19 protein-coding genes are annotated in these 16,729 nt (G+C 41.7%); 14 read left to right on the top strand and 5 right to left on the bottom strand.

Going from position 1 to position 16,729, the window contains the following annotated elements; translation table 11 throughout:
- Positions 1-11 precede the first annotated feature (11 nt).
- Positions 12-653: a leucyl/phenylalanyl-tRNA--protein transferase gene (gene aat / locus AC1DRQ_RS09200; protein WP_477423813.1), complete on the top strand. Its 642-nt coding sequence runs from the start codon at positions 12-14 to the stop codon at positions 651-653.
- A 79-nt stretch (positions 654-732) separates the two neighbouring features.
- Positions 733-1,314, top strand: coding sequence for a crossover junction endodeoxyribonuclease RuvC (gene ruvC / locus AC1DRQ_RS09195; RefSeq protein ID WP_477423811.1), 582 nt, complete (start codon positions 733-735; stop codon positions 1,312-1,314).
- Positions 1,315-1,407: 93 nt separating this feature from the next.
- On the opposite strand, the gene AC1DRQ_RS09190 is transcribed toward ruvC, so the two are convergent.
- The 4 genes from AC1DRQ_RS09190 to AC1DRQ_RS09175 form a co-directional block, all read right to left on the bottom strand.
- Complete coding sequence (locus AC1DRQ_RS09190) at positions 1,408-1,974, bottom strand: hypothetical protein (protein WP_477423809.1); 567 nt, start codon at positions 1,972-1,974, stop codon at positions 1,408-1,410.
- Between the two features lie 7 nt (positions 1,975-1,981).
- Positions 1,982-2,377 (bottom strand): HIT family protein, encoded by a 396-nt coding sequence (locus AC1DRQ_RS09185; protein WP_477423807.1) that lies wholly within the window; start codon positions 2,375-2,377, stop codon positions 1,982-1,984.
- A gap of 140 nt (positions 2,378-2,517) precedes the next feature.
- Positions 2,518-2,991 (bottom strand): transcription elongation factor GreA, encoded by a 474-nt coding sequence (greA, locus tag AC1DRQ_RS09180; protein WP_429399671.1) that lies wholly within the window; start codon positions 2,989-2,991, stop codon positions 2,518-2,520.
- A 407-nt stretch (positions 2,992-3,398) separates the two neighbouring features.
- Complete coding sequence (locus AC1DRQ_RS09175; RefSeq protein ID WP_477423806.1) at positions 3,399-4,325, bottom strand: NAD(P)-dependent oxidoreductase; 927 nt, start codon at positions 4,323-4,325, stop codon at positions 3,399-3,401.
- Between the two features lie 194 nt (positions 4,326-4,519).
- Between AC1DRQ_RS09175 and AC1DRQ_RS09170 the strand changes: the two genes are divergently transcribed.
- Positions 4,520-5,080: a hypothetical protein gene (locus tag AC1DRQ_RS09170; RefSeq protein WP_477423804.1), complete on the top strand. Its 561-nt coding sequence runs from the start codon at positions 4,520-4,522 to the stop codon at positions 5,078-5,080.
- Positions 5,081-5,356: 276 nt separating this feature from the next.
- Here AC1DRQ_RS09170 and rsmA read toward each other — a convergent pair whose 3' ends face one another.
- A complete protein-coding gene (gene rsmA / locus AC1DRQ_RS09165) occupies positions 5,357-6,136 on the bottom strand; it encodes a 16S rRNA (adenine(1518)-N(6)/adenine(1519)-N(6))-dimethyltransferase RsmA (protein ID WP_477423803.1) in 780 nt (259 codons plus the stop codon).
- A gap of 220 nt (positions 6,137-6,356) precedes the next feature.
- On the opposite strand from rsmA, the gene pdxA reads away from it, so the two are divergent.
- The 11 genes from pdxA (at position 6,357) to rpiB (ending at position 16,686) form a co-directional block, all read left to right on the top strand.
- Positions 6,357-7,412: a 4-hydroxythreonine-4-phosphate dehydrogenase PdxA gene (gene pdxA, locus AC1DRQ_RS09160; RefSeq protein WP_477423801.1), complete on the top strand. Its 1,056-nt coding sequence runs from the start codon at positions 6,357-6,359 to the stop codon at positions 7,410-7,412.
- Positions 7,413-7,495: 83 nt separating this feature from the next.
- Positions 7,496-8,680 (top strand): DUF5009 domain-containing protein, encoded by a 1,185-nt coding sequence (locus tag AC1DRQ_RS09155; protein WP_429399666.1) that lies wholly within the window; start codon positions 7,496-7,498, stop codon positions 8,678-8,680.
- A gap of 83 nt (positions 8,681-8,763) precedes the next feature.
- The gene (locus AC1DRQ_RS09150) at positions 8,764-9,645 is read left to right on the top strand and encodes a hypothetical protein (protein WP_477423800.1); all 882 of its coding nucleotides are present in this window, start codon (positions 8,764-8,766) and stop codon (positions 9,643-9,645) included.
- Positions 9,646-9,856: 211 nt separating this feature from the next.
- Positions 9,857-10,381 (top strand): YceD family protein, encoded by a 525-nt coding sequence (locus AC1DRQ_RS09145; protein WP_429399664.1) that lies wholly within the window; start codon positions 9,857-9,859, stop codon positions 10,379-10,381.
- Positions 10,382-10,396: 15 nt separating this feature from the next.
- Positions 10,397-10,588 carry a 50S ribosomal protein L32 gene (gene rpmF, locus AC1DRQ_RS09140; protein ID WP_183568123.1) on the top strand — a complete coding sequence of 64 codons (192 nt, stop codon included), beginning with the start codon at positions 10,397-10,399 and terminating at the stop codon, positions 10,586-10,588.
- A gap of 16 nt (positions 10,589-10,604) precedes the next feature.
- Positions 10,605-11,543 carry a phosphate acyltransferase PlsX gene (plsX, locus tag AC1DRQ_RS09135; RefSeq protein ID WP_429399663.1) on the top strand — a complete coding sequence of 313 codons (939 nt, stop codon included), beginning with the start codon at positions 10,605-10,607 and terminating at the stop codon, positions 11,541-11,543.
- An 11-nt stretch (positions 11,544-11,554) separates the two neighbouring features.
- On the top strand, positions 11,555-12,544 hold the full coding sequence (locus AC1DRQ_RS09130; protein WP_477423798.1) for a beta-ketoacyl-ACP synthase III: 990 nt from the start codon (positions 11,555-11,557) through the stop codon (positions 12,542-12,544).
- A 266-nt stretch (positions 12,545-12,810) separates the two neighbouring features.
- Positions 12,811-13,281 carry an acetyl-CoA carboxylase biotin carboxyl carrier protein gene (gene accB, locus AC1DRQ_RS09125; RefSeq protein WP_429399661.1) on the top strand — a complete coding sequence of 157 codons (471 nt, stop codon included), beginning with the start codon at positions 12,811-12,813 and terminating at the stop codon, positions 13,279-13,281.
- 158 nt (positions 13,282-13,439) lie between these two features.
- The gene (accC, locus tag AC1DRQ_RS09120; protein WP_429399660.1) at positions 13,440-14,774 is read left to right on the top strand and encodes an acetyl-CoA carboxylase biotin carboxylase subunit; all 1,335 of its coding nucleotides are present in this window, start codon (positions 13,440-13,442) and stop codon (positions 14,772-14,774) included.
- A 76-nt stretch (positions 14,775-14,850) separates the two neighbouring features.
- Entirely contained in the window at positions 14,851-15,717 is an 867-nt protein-coding gene (gene tatC / locus AC1DRQ_RS09115; RefSeq protein WP_477423795.1) for a twin-arginine translocase subunit TatC, read from the top strand.
- Positions 15,718-16,251: 534 nt separating this feature from the next.
- Positions 16,252-16,686, top strand: coding sequence for a ribose 5-phosphate isomerase B (rpiB, locus tag AC1DRQ_RS09110; RefSeq protein ID WP_477423794.1), 435 nt, complete (start codon positions 16,252-16,254; stop codon positions 16,684-16,686).
- Positions 16,687-16,729 lie beyond the last annotated feature (43 nt).

Below are 16,729 nucleotides of genomic sequence, written 5' to 3'. Positions count from 1 at the left end.
ATTTGCCCCTTATGATTTTCAGGCTTGATGAACGTTTACTATTTCCTGAGCCCGCTCTGGCCGAACCAGACGGGCTTTTGGCTGTAGGCGGCGACCTGTCAACCGAGCGCTTATTGCTGGCCTATCAAAACGGCATATTCCCCTGGTATAGTGATGATACCCCTATTCTGTGGTATTCGCCGCATGAGCGTTTTGTGCTGTATCCGCAGGAGCTAAAAATATCCAAATCAATGCGGCAGGTGCTACGCTCTGGTAAATTCATTATCACTACCGATACCTGCTTTAACGACGTGATCGCGGCCTGCTCCACCGCCCCGCGCGAAGGCCAGGACGGCACCTGGATCACCGATGACATGAAAGCGGCTTATAATAAGCTCCATGCCGAAGGACATGCGCACTCTGTTGAAGTATGGGAACATAACGAACTTGTAGGGGGTATTTATGGCGTACAGGTTGGTCATGTTTTTTGTGGTGAAAGTATGTTTAGTCGCGCAAGCAATGCTTCCAAAACCGCGCTGATCCACTTATGCCAAAGCGGGCAATTTGAACTGATAGATTGCCAGGTACATACAGAGCATTTGGAATCAATGGGCGCCAATATGATCAGCAGGGAACAATACATGACTGTTTTAAAAACCGGGTTAAGCTCCTGAATCCCTGCCGGTAAAAATTCATACAATCTTTAAGCTTTATGCCTTCGGCTTTTAGCTACTATATATTTACCTTTGAAGCGTGCAGCAAGCAAACACCAAAGAACGTATAATTTTAGGCATCGACCCGGGAACGGCCGTGATGGGTTATGGCCTGGTTAAAGAAACCGGACCAAAAATAGAGCTCATAGCCCTGGGCGTAGTGAAGATGGAGAAGCTGGACGACCATATGCTGAAACTACAGCGCATATTTGAAAAAACCGTAGCCCTTATTGATAATTACCACCCCGATTGCCTGGCTATTGAGGCTCCCTTTTATGGCAAAAACATACAGGTTATGCTTAAGCTGGGCAGGGCGCAGGGCGTAGCCATGGCCGCTGCACTATCGCGCAATGTAGAAATTACCGAATACGCCCCCCGAAAAATAAAGCAATCCATAACCGGTAATGGTAATGCCACTAAAGAGCAGGTGGCCGCCATGCTGCAAAATTTGCTGAGTTTTAAAGAAACCCCCGACTTTTTAGATGCCACCGACGGCCTGGCCGTAGCCGTTTGCCACTCTTTTCAACGTATCACTACGGGTAGCAAATCAGGCTCTGGCAGTAAAAAATCATACTCAGGCTGGGATACTTTTGTAAAGGATAATGCTAAGCGGATTGTTTAATAGATGTGCAGATTTCAGATGTGCGGGTGTGCAGATGAAAAAATCCTGTCAGCCTGTCGAAGGATCGCGCTGAGCAGATTTGCTAAAGACACCTTATTGGATTATATTTCCATCAAAGTCGAGTTTGTACTTTCGGTTTTCCCAATCGGCAGCTAAAATATAATCAGCAGTAACTATAAAATCGCTTTCGCAATTACCCGGGGTCACAAATATATCAGCCCCACTTTGCTGCCAAATTATATCGCCATTTTTACTTAAACGAGTTATTTCCAGCTCGCCATGTACTATATAATCTGATTGATATTTAAAAATCTCAAAGCAGGATGCTCCATTTGCTTTTGTGTTCCAAAGCAACGACAAATTGGGCAAAGACAAACAAAACAACGTATCAGAACAACAAATAACCATGCGGTCTGCTTCAACCACAAATGATGTTTTATGAATAATTGTTCCTCCACCGTTTGCTCTTATTAGGATCCTTTTTAAAAGATCATCCGCTAAAAAGACGGAGACTTCGTACATCGAATCAGACCCATACTCGCAACTTTCTCCATAAATGGCATCATAAAGATTTAAATTATCTGCCGATCCTTCCTCAAAAGCAGGCTTACTATTAAATTTTAGTATGTAAGCACCGGCTGTGACTTCAGAAATAATCATCCGCACATCAATCCTTCAGCGCAGCCTTGATCTTATCTCTTGTAGCACTCAGTTCTTCGGGAGTAAAACTTAGTTTGGGTCGCGCAAAGTTCAGGTCATTTACCTGGTTCATGGGGATCAGGTGGATATGTGCATGAGGTACTTCAAGACCTATTACCGCAACACCAACCTTTTTGCACGGAATGGCTTTCTTTATGGCTGTAGCCACGATCTTAGCAAATATTTGCAAACCGGTATACGTTTCATCGTCAAGGTCAAATATATAATCAACCTCCTTTTTAGGTATCACCAGCACATGCCCTTCGGCCAGCGGACTAATATCTAAAAAAGCCAAAAACTCATTACTTTCAGCTACCACATACGCGGGTATTTCGCCTGCTATTATTCTTGAAAAAATGGTCATTTGTTTTTGTGTTTTGAGTGACGAGTTGTGAGTTATCGGTTTAAATTGAGTTTAGGTTTTGAATAATAAATCTGAAAAATCCTTTAATCTGGTTAATCAAGGTTCAGACAAACTCATTACTCAAAACCATTCACTAATAACTACCTGCTTATCTCCAGTATTTCAAATTCAATTTTACCGGCAGGTACGGTGATCTCTGTTGTTTCACCAACCTTTTTGCCAAGCAACCCTTTCGCAATAGGCGATGCCACTGATATTTTACCCGCTTTCATATCGGCTTCACTTTCTGATACCAGTTGGTAACTCATGGTGGCGCCGTTTTTAAGGTTTTTTATTTTAACAATAGATAAGGCCAGCACCTTTGATACATCCAGCTTTGATTCATCAAGCAAACGGGCATTGGCAAGGGTTTCCTGCATCTGGGCTATTTTAGCTTCGTGCAATCCCTGCGCTTCTTTTGCCGCATCATATTCTGCATTCTCCGATAAATCACCTTTATCCCGGGCCTCAGCTATCGCTTTTGATATATCTGAGCGTCCGGTTGTTTTTAACCTTTGTAATTCTTCCTTTAATTTTTCTAAACCATCTTTGGTAAAGTATGATACCTCTGCCATAACACTTAATTATTTAAAGTTTATTTCCATTTAGTCATCCAAAAAAAACCGCCCCCCTTGTTTTAAGAAGGACGCAATGACTATAAAAACAAACAAGACTATATGGGCCGCGCCTACATAGTCTTGCTTTTGTATTGAACGAAGATAAGTGATTTAAATTTTAATATCCAAATTTTTTGATCGTTGATTGAAATGATTATTATGATTTCGCTGATTTTTTGTCTGAACCGGGATTCGTCTTTTGTCTGAACCGTGATTTATGGGATTAAAGGATTATCATGATTCCTGACCGTTGATTTAAATGATTGGTGTGATTCCGTAGATTTTGTCTGAACCGTGATTAACCAGATTAAAGGATTATCAGGATTTTGACTAAATTGAGTATCATTTTTCAAAACAACTCACTACTAAATCACGGAAATCAACTTCTCCGCCATTACCTCGCTTAGTTTACGGTACGAGTCAAATGTCCAGCCGGCCACATGGGGGCTTAATATCACCTTGCCGCTTTGGCGCAGTTCATCAAACCAGGCCTGCTCGCCCAGGGCCGGAAATTTCTCCACCTCCAGTACATCCAATCCGGCGCCTAAAATTTTGCCTTGTTTTATGGCATTCAATACCGCGCTGGTTTTAACGGCTTTACCACGGGCGGTGTTGATCAAAAATATAGGTTTTTTAAAGTGGAACAGGTATTCATCATCAACCAGACCGTTTGTTTCGGGTGTTAGGGGGATGTGCAGGCTCAGTACATCACTGTGCTTTACAATATCTTCCATGCTTACTTCACGGGCATACCTGTCGCTAAAGCCGGTTTTATATTTATCATAAGCAATAACATCAACCTGAAAACCTGATAGTTTGCGGGCAAAGCTATGCCCCATATGGCCATAACCAATTATGCCTACCGTTTTACCTTTAAGCTCATATCCACGGTTGGCCTCTCGCAGCCAACTGCCGTTTCGTATTTCAGCATCACCTTTATTTAAATTGTTCATTAAGGATAATAGTAATCCCACGGCATGTTCGCCAACGGCATCTGAGTTACCTTCGGGCGCGTTGATCAGGCTGATCCCCTTTTCGGCGGCATAGGCTTCATTAATATTATCCATACCGGCACCTGCCCTTGCCACAAAGCGCAAGTTTGTAGCGGCATCCAATACCAGTTTATCAACCTTAAATTTTGAGCGGATAACCAGGCCAGCATACCCGCCTATTATTTGCATGGCCTCATCGGCTTTTATAAGGGGCTTGTAATCGCAATGATAACCTTTGGCGGCTGCCATTTCCATAAATATGGGGTGGATATCATCAACAATAAGAATATTATTTTTCAATTTAACTTTTTATTAACGGGCGAATTTACAAAACCGCTGGTTATTAGCAGCTGCGTTGCATCATATTGAATAATTTTTACGCTTTAAATATATTTGTTCAACAGCGTCAACCCGTCAGCCTTTATAAACTGGCACGGGAATAGCACTGTATAGTTTGCGGGGCTCTGTTCCCTTTGACCAAATAATAGCAGGCAATGAAACTCATAAAATTTAAAAAAATTGGTTCAGATATAAAAGTGAGGGCCGAAAAATTGGCCAACAACGGCTTTGAGCAGGTATTTGACCATATAGACCAGCTCAAGATCAAAAAAGGGGTTGATACCATGGGGCTCGATAAATTTATTAACCAGTGCGCTTACATGGCGGCAGGATCAGGTGTTATATCGGGCAGTGGCGGCATGGTTACCCTGGTTGCAGGTATCCCGTTTGATTTTGTAAACCTGATAACCCAGCAGTTTAGGGTTACCATGGCTATTATGTACTATAACAAGGGCAGTTACCATATAGGCTACGAAGAGTTCATGCTGCTGGTAGCCACCTCGCTTAAAGTAGAGGTTGGCGTGGCTGTATCCAAAACCATGATGGAAGGCATTGCCGAAAAACTGCTCATGCTATTAGGCACACGTACCGCCGAAAGATTGGTACCCGTAGTTGGCGCCGTAATTGGAGGCACCGCCAATTACCTGTTCATTAAACGCATGGCCGATTCGATGAAGGAACTGCATGAAGAGCCTGTGGTGATACAGATAAGTTAATCCGTTGTGTTTACAACGGATTAACTTACCCTGGCTTTGCTTCGCTCGCCATCCCTCTCTTCGCCTGTGGCGGAAAGAGGGAATTGAAAAGCTTTTCATTTTAATTGTTATCCTGAGGAACGAAGGATCTGTTCAACAACATGCATATCGAATAATAGATGCTTCACTATGTTCAGCATGACAAACTTATTTTTTTACCCTCTTTGCGCCGCAGGCGAAGAGAGGGTCGGCGAGCGCAGCGACGCCGGGGTGAGTCTTCGCCAGTCTTCAGGTCAACTACCTGTTCGCCGTCACTTCATTAGTCAGCCTCACAAAATCATCAACGCTCAGGCGCTCGGCGCGAAGATCAAGGGTGGCATTCTCCGTCATTTTTTCTTTGTTGATGAGGGATGATATGGCATTACGCAGGGTTTTACGCCTTTGGTTAAAACCAGCTTTTACAATTTGCCAAAACAGTTTTTCGTCACAGTTCAGCGCTTCGGCCTGGTTACGGGTAAGCCGGATTACTGCCGAAAGCACCTTGGGTGGTGGATTAAAAACCCCGGCTTTTACCGTAAATAAATACTCTACTTTATAGTATGCCTGTAAAAACACACTCAATATTCCATATTCCTTACTGCCCGGTTTGGCCGAACAGCGTTCGGCTACCTCTTTCTGAAACATGCCTACCACCTCAACCACCTGCTGCCTGTTATCAAGCACCTTAAAAAGTATTTGTGATGATATGTTATAGGGAAAGTTTCCAATAATGGCAAAGGGCCCGTTAAACACACTTTTAAAATCCATCTCCAAAAAATCGGCATTGATCAGGCGACTGCCCAGCTGCGGATATTTTTTTTGCAGGTACTGGTACGATTCTTCGTCAATATCAATCAGCGAAACCTCGTATTCCTTTTTCTGTAATAAAAAATCAGATAGTATACCCATGCCCGGCCCAACCTCCAGCACATGATGATACCTGTCGGCCGGTCTCAGACTGTCCACAATTTTAGCGGCTATATTTTTATCAGTAAGAAAGTGTTGCCCTAAATGTTTTTTTGCCCTTACCAATGTCATTATTAATCAAATATTTGAGCAAATTAAGGCATATTTGTGCTTTATTCAGGAACTATAAGCTTAAAATCTTTTATTTGCAGTATAAAATCAGGTAAAAACTGAAGGGTTAAAGGCAAAAGGTTAAGCCAAACCGTACAGTTTCAAAGTAATCGTTATAAATTTAACCATTGTTTATTATCGGTATAATCACGATATGATCAGTGCAATCATAAGTAATAAAATGAGCGAAAAAATTAAAGTTGGGATAAGCATAGGTGATGTAAATGGTATTGGTTTAGAGATAATCCTTAAAACATTAGCTGATAACCACATTTACGAATATTGTACACCTATTGTTTATGGCCATACCAAAGTGGCCTCGTTTCACCGCCGTGCAACCCATATTAATGAGCTTAATTTTCATGTCATTAACGACCCTTCGCAGGCGCAGCATAAAAAACCCAACATGATCAATTGCTGGGAAGAGGATGTAAAAATTGAACCCGGTATTGTTACCGAAACCGGTGGCAAGTACGCTTTTTTATCATTAGAGCGCGCTACTGCTGATTTAAAGCAAGGCTATATTGATGCGCTGATCACGGCACCTATTAACAAAGACAATATACAAAGCGATCAGTTTAATTTTCCGGGTCATACCGAATATTTACAGGAACGCGATGGCGCTGCCGAATCACTGATGTTCTTGGTGAGCGATACCCTGCGCGTTGGTGTGGTTACCGGGCATATCCCTATTGCTAAAGTTGCAGAAAGCATCACGCTCGAAAAAATAGTGGCTAAGCTAAAACTGATGAACTATAGCCTGCAAAATGATTTTTGGATCCGCAAACCCAAAATCGCGGTACTGGGCCTAAACCCCCATGCCAGTGATAACGGTCTTATTGGCAGCGAAGAAAAAGATACCATTATACCCGCTATTGAGGAAGCCCGTAACCATGATATACTGGCTTTTGGCCCTTATCCGGCCGATGGCTTTTTTGCAAACGGAACTTATTTGCAATTTGATGCCGTACTGGCCATGTATCACGACCAGGGACTTATCCCTTTTAAACAAATAGCCTTTGAATCGGGGGTTAACTTTACAGCGGGCCTAAGTTTTGTACGCACCTCACCTGATCATGGAACCGCTTATGACATAGCGGGCAAAAATCTGGCTTCAGAAATATCATTTCGCGAGGCATTATTTACCGCCATTCACATTGTAAAGCACCGTCGCGAAACTTTAGAGCTTAATGAAAACCCTTTGATATTTACCAAGCTGAGCCGCGACCGGGATTAATAATGTGCTCTGTAATAATAATGTTTCAATTTAATTAACGTTAGATTAAAACATTTGCTTAGTATATTGCATTTACAACTTTAATGAATGATTTTTTTAGTCGTGTCCGCTCCATTGATGCTTTTCGCGCTGTAACGATGTTCCTGATGATATTTGTGAATGACCTTGATGGCATTCCAAATACCCCGATCTGGCTTAAACACGCTGGCGAAAACGTTGATGGTTTAGGCCTTGCCGATACCATTTTTCCCGCATTTTTATTTATTGTAGGCTTATCCATACCATTTGCATTTCAAAACAGGTTAAAGAGTGGTAACTATAAATTATTATCGCGCATAGTAAGCCGGTCGTTCGCATTAATTTTCATTGGCTTTTTTCATGCCAATATGGAAACCTACAATGAAGTAACTTCCATTTTGCCCAAACCTGTTTGGGAAAGCCTGGTGACCTTTAGCTTCTTCTTTATATTTTTAGATTATAGTAAAGAAACCACCAACCTTAAACGCTACCTGTTGCAAGGCTTTGGTGTGGTTTTGCTAATAGCTATGTCCATACTATATAAAACCAACGACCCCGGCCATACCTGGCTGCATTTTACCTGGTGGGGCATCCTGGGGCTCATTGGCTGGTCATACCTGGTTTGCGCGCTTATATACTACTATTCAGAAGGCCATTTATGGATCCAGGCCACCGCATGGATATTCTTCATGTTCTTCAATATCGATTTTCACTTTGGTTTTCTTGATTTTTTAAGCGGCCTGCAAAAATATGTATGGATAGCAGGCAACGGTGCCATGCAGGCTTTCACTATGGCCGGGGTATTTGTCTCGGTACTGTACATGCGCCTTAAGGTCAATAACGAGCTTAAATTGCTATGGGCCGCGCTCATATTAATAGCCATCATTATGTTTAACATGGGCTTTATTGTACGCTATTTTAGCGGCGGTATTTCAAAAGCACGCGATACCCCTTCATGGGTGCTTATTTGTACAGGTATAAGCCTGATCATGTACGCCATATTTATTTTTGTGGTTGATTTTAAACATAAATACAACTGGTTCAAGATCATTGAACCTGCGGGTACCAATACCTTTACCTGTTATATTATACCGTTTTTGTTTTATCCTATATATGAAATGACCAACATTGGTTATCCTGAATATTTAAGCCAGGGCACCGGCGGACTTATAAAATGTATTGTATTTGCCTTTGTAATGGTTTGGTTAACGGGACTGCTTGATAAAATTAATATCAGGCTCAAGATATAGCCTAAAGCTAAATGCCAAAAGCTTAAAGCAAATAAAAGCTTTGCGCTTTTGGCTTTGTGCTTTAAGCTTTGTAACTTAGATAGATGGCCATAACCTTCATTACCAAAAATAAAATAGCCGATTATATTCAGCAATACCCCGAAGCTCAAACCGCTTTTTTAACCTGGCTTAAAGAATATCCTTACCGGGAAGGCAAAAATATGTTTAAGCAAATTGAAAGCCAACCGATAGAGGGGATACTTACCTGTTGTTCTGGTTTGGGCCGGGGCGATTACCAGATTAAATACATTTTTAATCCATGGCTTAAAACCGGTTATATTACCTGGTTGGGTACCAAAGAGGTTCTTGTTGAATATGAACAAGCTGAGTTTGAAAAGATGAAAATTCAATACCCTGATTTGGAGCGGAAGGTGGTCACAACCACTGTTGTACTCCAGGTTCCGGATATTCCGGGCCGTGCCACAAACCAGGCAGAAGCTAAAGTTGCTGATCTAAGCGAAACCAAAGAAACACTCCAAGTTGCTGTAGGTATACCTGTTGATCTTACGGATGTTCATTTAGGCAAAGCTCCGGAAATATTCCCATCTAAAATTGAGGGTTATATAGTTAGTAAGCTGGATTTCAAAACTAAAACCGAATATGAAAAAGCTTTAAACAAGGCAATCGCCATATTTGATGCACGGCCGGATACACCTGAGTTTGATGAGCTTGCTTTATTGTTGCCACTGATCAGACATTATGAAGCCGACAATATTGAGCTACCGCGACTGGCTATATTGGATGTTATTAAACTTAAAATGAAAGAGCTCGAAATGCTCCCTTCATACTTCACAAAAGTTATTAGTGAAGACGATGTAAATCTGTTTCTTGCAGGCAAGAGCACCCTATCCAATAAAACCCTTCAGGCACTTTGTAATAAGCTTTATATACGCATCCCGCTTAATGATAACAGCCTCATCAAATAAAACATAACGGCGAAGTAAACATATGGGATTAGAAATATATCTTCATATTTGATATATATTTGAGCATTCATTATTCGAAATTCAAAATTCGGTGTTCAATATTTACCTTTACCCTTTCACCCTTAGCCTTTTACCTCCCTCAAATCAATATTAAAAAAACACTTTTCAATTGTAGTATTTTTCCATACATTTGCGGGCTAATTGTTGCTCATTGAAATCGCTTAGAAAATATTCGATTCCTTATACAGGGCTTAAACTGGGAAAACACCAGTTTGAATTTACTGTAGATGATGCTTTTTTTGACGAGTTTGACTATTCGCTTGTTAAAAAGGCTAACTTGCACTGCCATTTAGAATTGGACAAACAGGAAACAATGCTGATCCTGAATTTCCAAATTAAAGGCACCGTTGATGCTAATTGCGACAGGTGTTTGGCACAATATCCACAACCGCTGGATATAACCGAACAACAGATCGCTAAATTTAGCGACGAAGTTATTGATGAAGATGATGAGATCATCACCCTGAGCAAAAATGATCATGAGATCAATATTGCAGGGTTAATATATGAATACATAAACGTTGCCATGCCATTTATATCGGTATGCAACAATGAGGGTAACACTTCATATTGTGATAAAGAAATGCTTGAAAAGTTAAACAACCTTTCGGCAAATGACGAACAAAGTGAGCATACAGACCCACGGTGGGATGTACTCAAGAAAATAAATAAATAACAAAAAAACAGGATCATGCCACATCCAAAACGTAAAATATCCAAATCAAGAAGAGATAAGCGTAGAACACACTACAAAGCTGTAGCGCCATCTTTAACTACTTGCCAAACTACCGGTGCTATCCACTTACCGCACAGAGCTTATACTGTTGATGGTAACGTTTACTACAACGGTAAATTACTGATAGAAAAAGCAGCAGTAGCATAAGTTTAATTTTCTGAAAATGAAGATTGGCTTAGATATTATGGGCGGTGATTTTGCTCCCAAAGCAACCGTTTTAGGGGCAATCGAAGCTTATAAGGCTTTAGCTGCCGACCAAAAACTGGTGCTTATTGGCGATAAAGAACTTACTGCGACTATTCTTCAGGAAAATAATGTGAGCCCCGATCATTTCGAGTTTGTACATACAACCGAGGTGATAGGTATGGGCGAGCACCCTACTAAAGCCATTGTTCAAAAACCCAATTCAAGTATTGCGGTTGGTTTTCAGCTGCTTAAAGAAGGCCATATTCAGGCTTTTTCATCGGCCGGTAATACCGGCGCTATGTTGGTTGGTGCCATGTTCAGTGTAAAAACCATTCCGGGTGTTATACGCCCGGCCATGACTACTATTGTACCCAAACTTAAAGGAGGTTTGGGTATTTTGTTGGATGTAGGTGCCAATGCCGATTGCAAACCCGATGTTTTGGTTCAGTTTGGTGTGCTTGGCAGTTTGCTTGCGCAATCAGTATATAATATTGATAACCCGCGTGTTGCGCTCATGAACATTGGTGAGGAGGAAGAAAAGGGCAACATCCTTTGCCAGGCTACTTATCCTTTAATGAAAGAAACATCACTGTTTAACTTTGTGGGTAACGTTGAAGGACGCGACCTGTTTAGCGAAACTGCCGATGTTTATGTATGCGATGGTTTTACTGGCAATGTAATATTAAAGCTTGCCGAGTCGTTCTATGTTATAACATTAAAGAAACAGCTAAAAGACGAATTTTTCGACAGGTTTAATTATGAGCAGTATGGCGGCAGCCCTATTCTGGGCGTAAATGCACCTGTAATTGTAGGTCATGGCATTTCAAGCCCTGAGGCTATCAAAAACATGGTTCTTTTATCAAGAAATATGGTTGAGAGCAACCTCGTTGATAAAATTAAACAAGCTTTTCAGTAAAAAAATAAAAGATGAATAAAATTCATGCCGCTATTACTGCTGTACACGGTTACGTTCCCGACTATATTTTAACTAACCAGGAGCTTGAAACACTGGTTGACACAAATGACGAGTGGATTGTAACCCGCACTGGCATTAAGGAGCGCCGTATATTAAAGGGCGAAGGCTTGGGTACATCTGATATGGCAGTTCAGGCCGTGCAAGGTTTATTAAAAAAACGAGGCATTGGCGCTGATGAACTTGACCTGATCATCTTTTGCACCACCACGCCCGATCTGGTATTTCCGGCTACGGCAAATATCCTGGCCCATAAAATAGGTGCCAAAAACGCCTGGGGTTATGATCTGCAGGCAGCATGTTCAGGCTTTCTGTTTGGGCTTGTAACCGGTTCCCAATTTATTGAAACAGGTAAGCATAAAAAAGTCTTAGTGGTTGGCGGCGATAAAATGTCGTCCATAACCAACTACCATGACCGTGCTACCTGTATTATTTTTGGCGACGGCTGCGGCGCTGTATTGCTTGAGCCCAATGCCGAAGGTAATGGTGTTATTGACTCTATACTTAAAAGCGATGGCTCAGGTGTACCCTATTTACACCAAAAGGCAGGTGGTTCTGTAAAACCGGCATCGCACGAAACCGTTGATGCCCTTGAGCACTTTGCTTACCAGGAAGGCCCTGCGGTATTTAAATTTGCCGTAACCAATATGGCCGATGTAGCACATGACGTAATGGAACGCAACCACCTTACAGGCGATGATGTTGCATGGCTGGTACCACACCAGGCCAATAAGCGCATTATTGATGCTACAGCCAACCGTACCGGCTTAAGCGCTGATAAAGTGATCATAAATATTGAACGCTATGGTAACACTACCAATGGCACCATACCACTTTGCTTATGGGAGTGGGAAAGTAAATTTAAAAAAGGCGATAACCTTATTTTAGCTGCATTTGGTGGCGGGTTTACCTGGGGTTCCATCTATTTAAAATGGGCCTATTGATATTTGCAGATTTTATTTAATGTGCAAATTTCAAATGTGCAGATTTGCCGATTAGAAAAATAAAACATCTGTTCATTTTAATATGTTACTTACTTAATAGATAAATCATAAAAAAACATTTGCACATTTGCATAGCTGTACATTTGACAACAAACCATTGAAAAACATTTGCACATTTGCGGTATGCACGTTTGCATATTGCCAGTTTGCACATTATCATAAAACTTAGATAATAAACTTTATCCAAAACCAATCAATCCCTAAGTATGGATATTAAACAAATTCAGGACCTTATTCGTTTTGTTTCAAAATCGGGCGTAAACGAAGTGTCAATTGAGCAAAAAGATTTTAAGATCACCATAAAAACCAATGAGGTACAGCCGCAGGTAATTAGTGCAACCATACCCGCGCAAACCGCTCCGGCTGCTTTACCATTACCCCTGGCTGCTGCCGCTGCTGCCGAGCCTGTAGTTCCTGCCGGTCCGGATACCTCCAAATATCTTACCATCAAATCGCCAATGATCGGTACTTTTTACCGCTCCGCGAGTCCTGATAAACCTTTGTTTGTAAACGTTGGCGACGAGATAAAAACCGGCTCCGTGGTTTGCATCATTGAAGCCATGAAACTTTTCAATGAAATTGAATCAGAAGTTTCGGGCCGTATAGTAAAAGTACTGGTTGATAATGCATCACCCGTAGAGTACGACCAGCCTTTATTTTTAGTAGAACCTATTTAGTTAGTGATTGCACCGATTATAAGATGATTGCACCGATAGCAACATTTTGATTTGACTGATTTTGTAATTAATATCTGTAAAATCAAAATCAATCGGTGTAAGTAATCGAGTTGATCGGTGAAATCATAAAAAAATCAGTGTAATCCTTACAAAAAAAGATGTTTAAAAAAATATTAATAGCTAACCGGGGCGAAATAGCCTTGCGAATTATCCGTACCTGCAAAGAGATGGGTATTAAAACCATAGCTGTATATTCAACTGCCGACCGCGATAGCCTTCATGTACGTTTTGCTGATGAAGCTGTTTGTATAGGTCCCCCTCCAAGCCGCGATTCTTACTTAAATATCCCTAACATCATTTCGGCTGCCGAGCTTACCAATGCCGATGCCATACATCCGGGTTACGGCTTTTTGTCTGAAAACGCCAAATTCTCTGCCATCTGCGCCGATTACGGTATCAAGTTCATTGGTGCAACTGCAGATCAGATCAATAAAATGGGTGATAAGGCATCAGCAAAAGAAACCATGAAGAAAGCCGGCGTACCTATTGTTCCGGGATCAGAAGGATTACTTACTGATGTGAAACAAGGCATCGCGATAGCTAACAAAATAGGTTATCCTATCATATTAAAAGCTACCGCCGGTGGTGGTGGCCGCGGTATGCGCATTGTTTGGAAGGATGATGAGTTTGAGAACGCCTGGGATTCGGCCCGTGCAGAATCTGGTGCAGCATTTGGCAATGATGGCCTTTACCTGGAGAAATATGTTCAGGATCCGCGCCACATCGAGATCCAGGTGGTAGGCGACCAGTATGGTAAAGTATGCCACCTTTCTGAGCGCGATTGCTCTATACAGCGTCGTCACCAGAAACTGGTTGAAGAATCTCCATCACCTTTCATGACCGAAAAACTCCGTAAAAAAATGGGCGATGCTGCTATAAAAGGCGCAAAAGCCGTTAAATACGAAGGTGCGGGTACTGTAGAGTTTTTGGTTGATAAAGACCGTAACTTCTATTTCATGGAAATGAACACCCGTATCCAGGTGGAGCACCCGGTTACCGAAGAGGTGATCAATTTTGACCTGATCAAGGAGCAAATAAAAGTTGCTGCGGGCATCCCTATTTCAGGCAAAAACTACGAGCCAACCATGCATGCCATTGAGTGCCGTATCAACGCCGAAGACCCTTACAATAATTTCCGCCCTTCACCGGGTAAAATAACCAATTTCCACTCGCCGGGTGGCCATGGCGTACGTATTGATACCCATGTGTACACGGGTTACGTAATACCACCTAACTATGATTCCATGATAGCCAAGGTGATATGTGTAGCGCAAACCCGCGATGAGGCGCTAAGTACTATGGAACGGGCTCTAAGCGAATTTGTGATAGAAGGTGTAAAAACAACAATACCTTTCCATCTTAAATTACTGCAAGACCCTAACTTCCGCGCCGGTAATTTTACTACCAAGTTTATGGAAACATTTGAATTTTAAATAAAATTCAAACTATCTTCATACAATAAAACGTACTTAGCACAATAGCGTTTATATAGCGGTATTTAAATACACAATGAGCGAAAACAAGATAATTAAAGCCATAAGAGATAAAGGCAAAACGATGGAGGCAGAGATGTCTTTCTTTGACCATTTGGAAGCTTTAAGATGGCATTTGATCAGGGCATCAGTAGCTATTGTAATATTTACATCCGTAGTATTTTATTTTTACGACTGGATCTTTGATACCGTTATCATGGGTCCCAGCAGGCCCACTTTCTGGACATACCGCATGCTGTGCGAGCTTGGCGCAATGTTACACCGCTCCGGTTTTTGCATCGATAAGATCAACATACAGCTCATCAATACAGAAATGGCCGGGCAGTTTACCCTGCAGATCAACTCGGCGCTTATTATAGGCATTACGCTGGGTATCCCCTACCTCATCTGGGAGATATGGCGCTTTATAAAACCCGCCCTGCATGATAAAGAACGCAAGGCGGCTACCGGCTTTGTTTTTTATGCTTGTATACTGTTTTTTATGGGTGTACTTTTCGGCTATTATGTAATCACGCCCATGTCTATCAACTTTTTATCGGGCTATACGGTAAGTACAAAAATTCAAAACTTATTCTCTATTGATTCATACATATCATCAGTGGCTACCTTAACACTGGCAACGGGTGTGGTGTTTGAACTGCCTATTCTGGTGTACATATTATCAAACCTGGGCGTTTTAACCCCTAAGTTTATGCGCGAAACACGCAGGTATGCCGTAGTAATTATATTGATCATAGCGGCCATTGTAACACCAACACCCGATATGCTTACTATGACTGTTGTAAGTATACCGTTGTTTGTACTTTACGAAGTAAGTATTGTAGTGGCCAGCCTGGTTGAAAAAAGAAAACTGAAAAAAGAAGAAGAATTTATGAAATCGTAAAGCAGATGTGCAGATGATAGATTTCAGATGTGCAGATGAAAAGACATATAAATAAACAAGAAAAGCTGCCGGTGGCAGCTTTTCTTGTTGTATCATTCTTGATCCCTGATTCTCACAGTTCAATATCTTTTCATGCAGCTCGCTTCGGGTGAAATCAGGCAGAACAATGATGGCCTCATGCGGCTGCAAAAGGCATAGCAAATATTTGCTGAAGCAGGGCTATGTGCGAACAAAGTAGGGCAATTGTTTGCAGTCTGTGGTTCTGTCTGATTTGCAGGGTAAGGCCCATGTGCGGCAAAGAAGCCTAAATCAAAAAAAGTGTTTTTGTTACTTTTGTCACGACAAAAGTAAAAGGCCCCCGCGGCCATAGCGGTATTGAGCTATTTAATATTATGCGTAAAGAGATTGCTTCGTGCCTCGCAATAACGCGTAAAGAGAATTTTAATCGTCTTAAATCTAATCACCCACACATTTATTCCCATTTCCAACAAATTCTTTACTTTTAGCCCTTCATTTTAATATTATTTTAGGGCTATGATAAAAGGGCTAAAAATTGCCATTGGTGCCGACCATGCCGGCTTTGATTATAAACAAGTTTTACTGCAAGCTGTGGAGGCATCTGAACTAAAGGATTTTGGAACCCACTCCAATGAATCTGCCGATTACCCTGATTTTGCCCACCCCGTTGCATCGGCAGTTGAAAGTGGCGATTTTGATCTTGGTATCCTGGTTTGCGGCAGCGCTAACGGAGTGGCTATAACCGCCAACAAGCATCAGGATATCCGCGCGGCCATATGCTGGAACGAGGAACTGGCCGAACTGGCCCGCAAGCATAACAACGCCAACATTGTATGTATACCAGCCCGTTTTATCAGTATCGAGGAGGCAAAAAAAATTGTAGCTGTTTTTTTAAATACTGATTTTGAAGGAGGCCGACACGCTACACGTGTTGGCAAAATTGCCTGTTAAAACTGAAAGGTAAAAGGATAAAGGCGAAAGGTATAAGTTCAAA

The sequence above is a fragment of the Mucilaginibacter sp. P4_E8 genome (assembly GCF_056401495.1).
The sequence above is the reverse complement of the archived record's forward strand: the minus strand, read 5'-3'. Positions and strand labels throughout refer to the sequence as shown.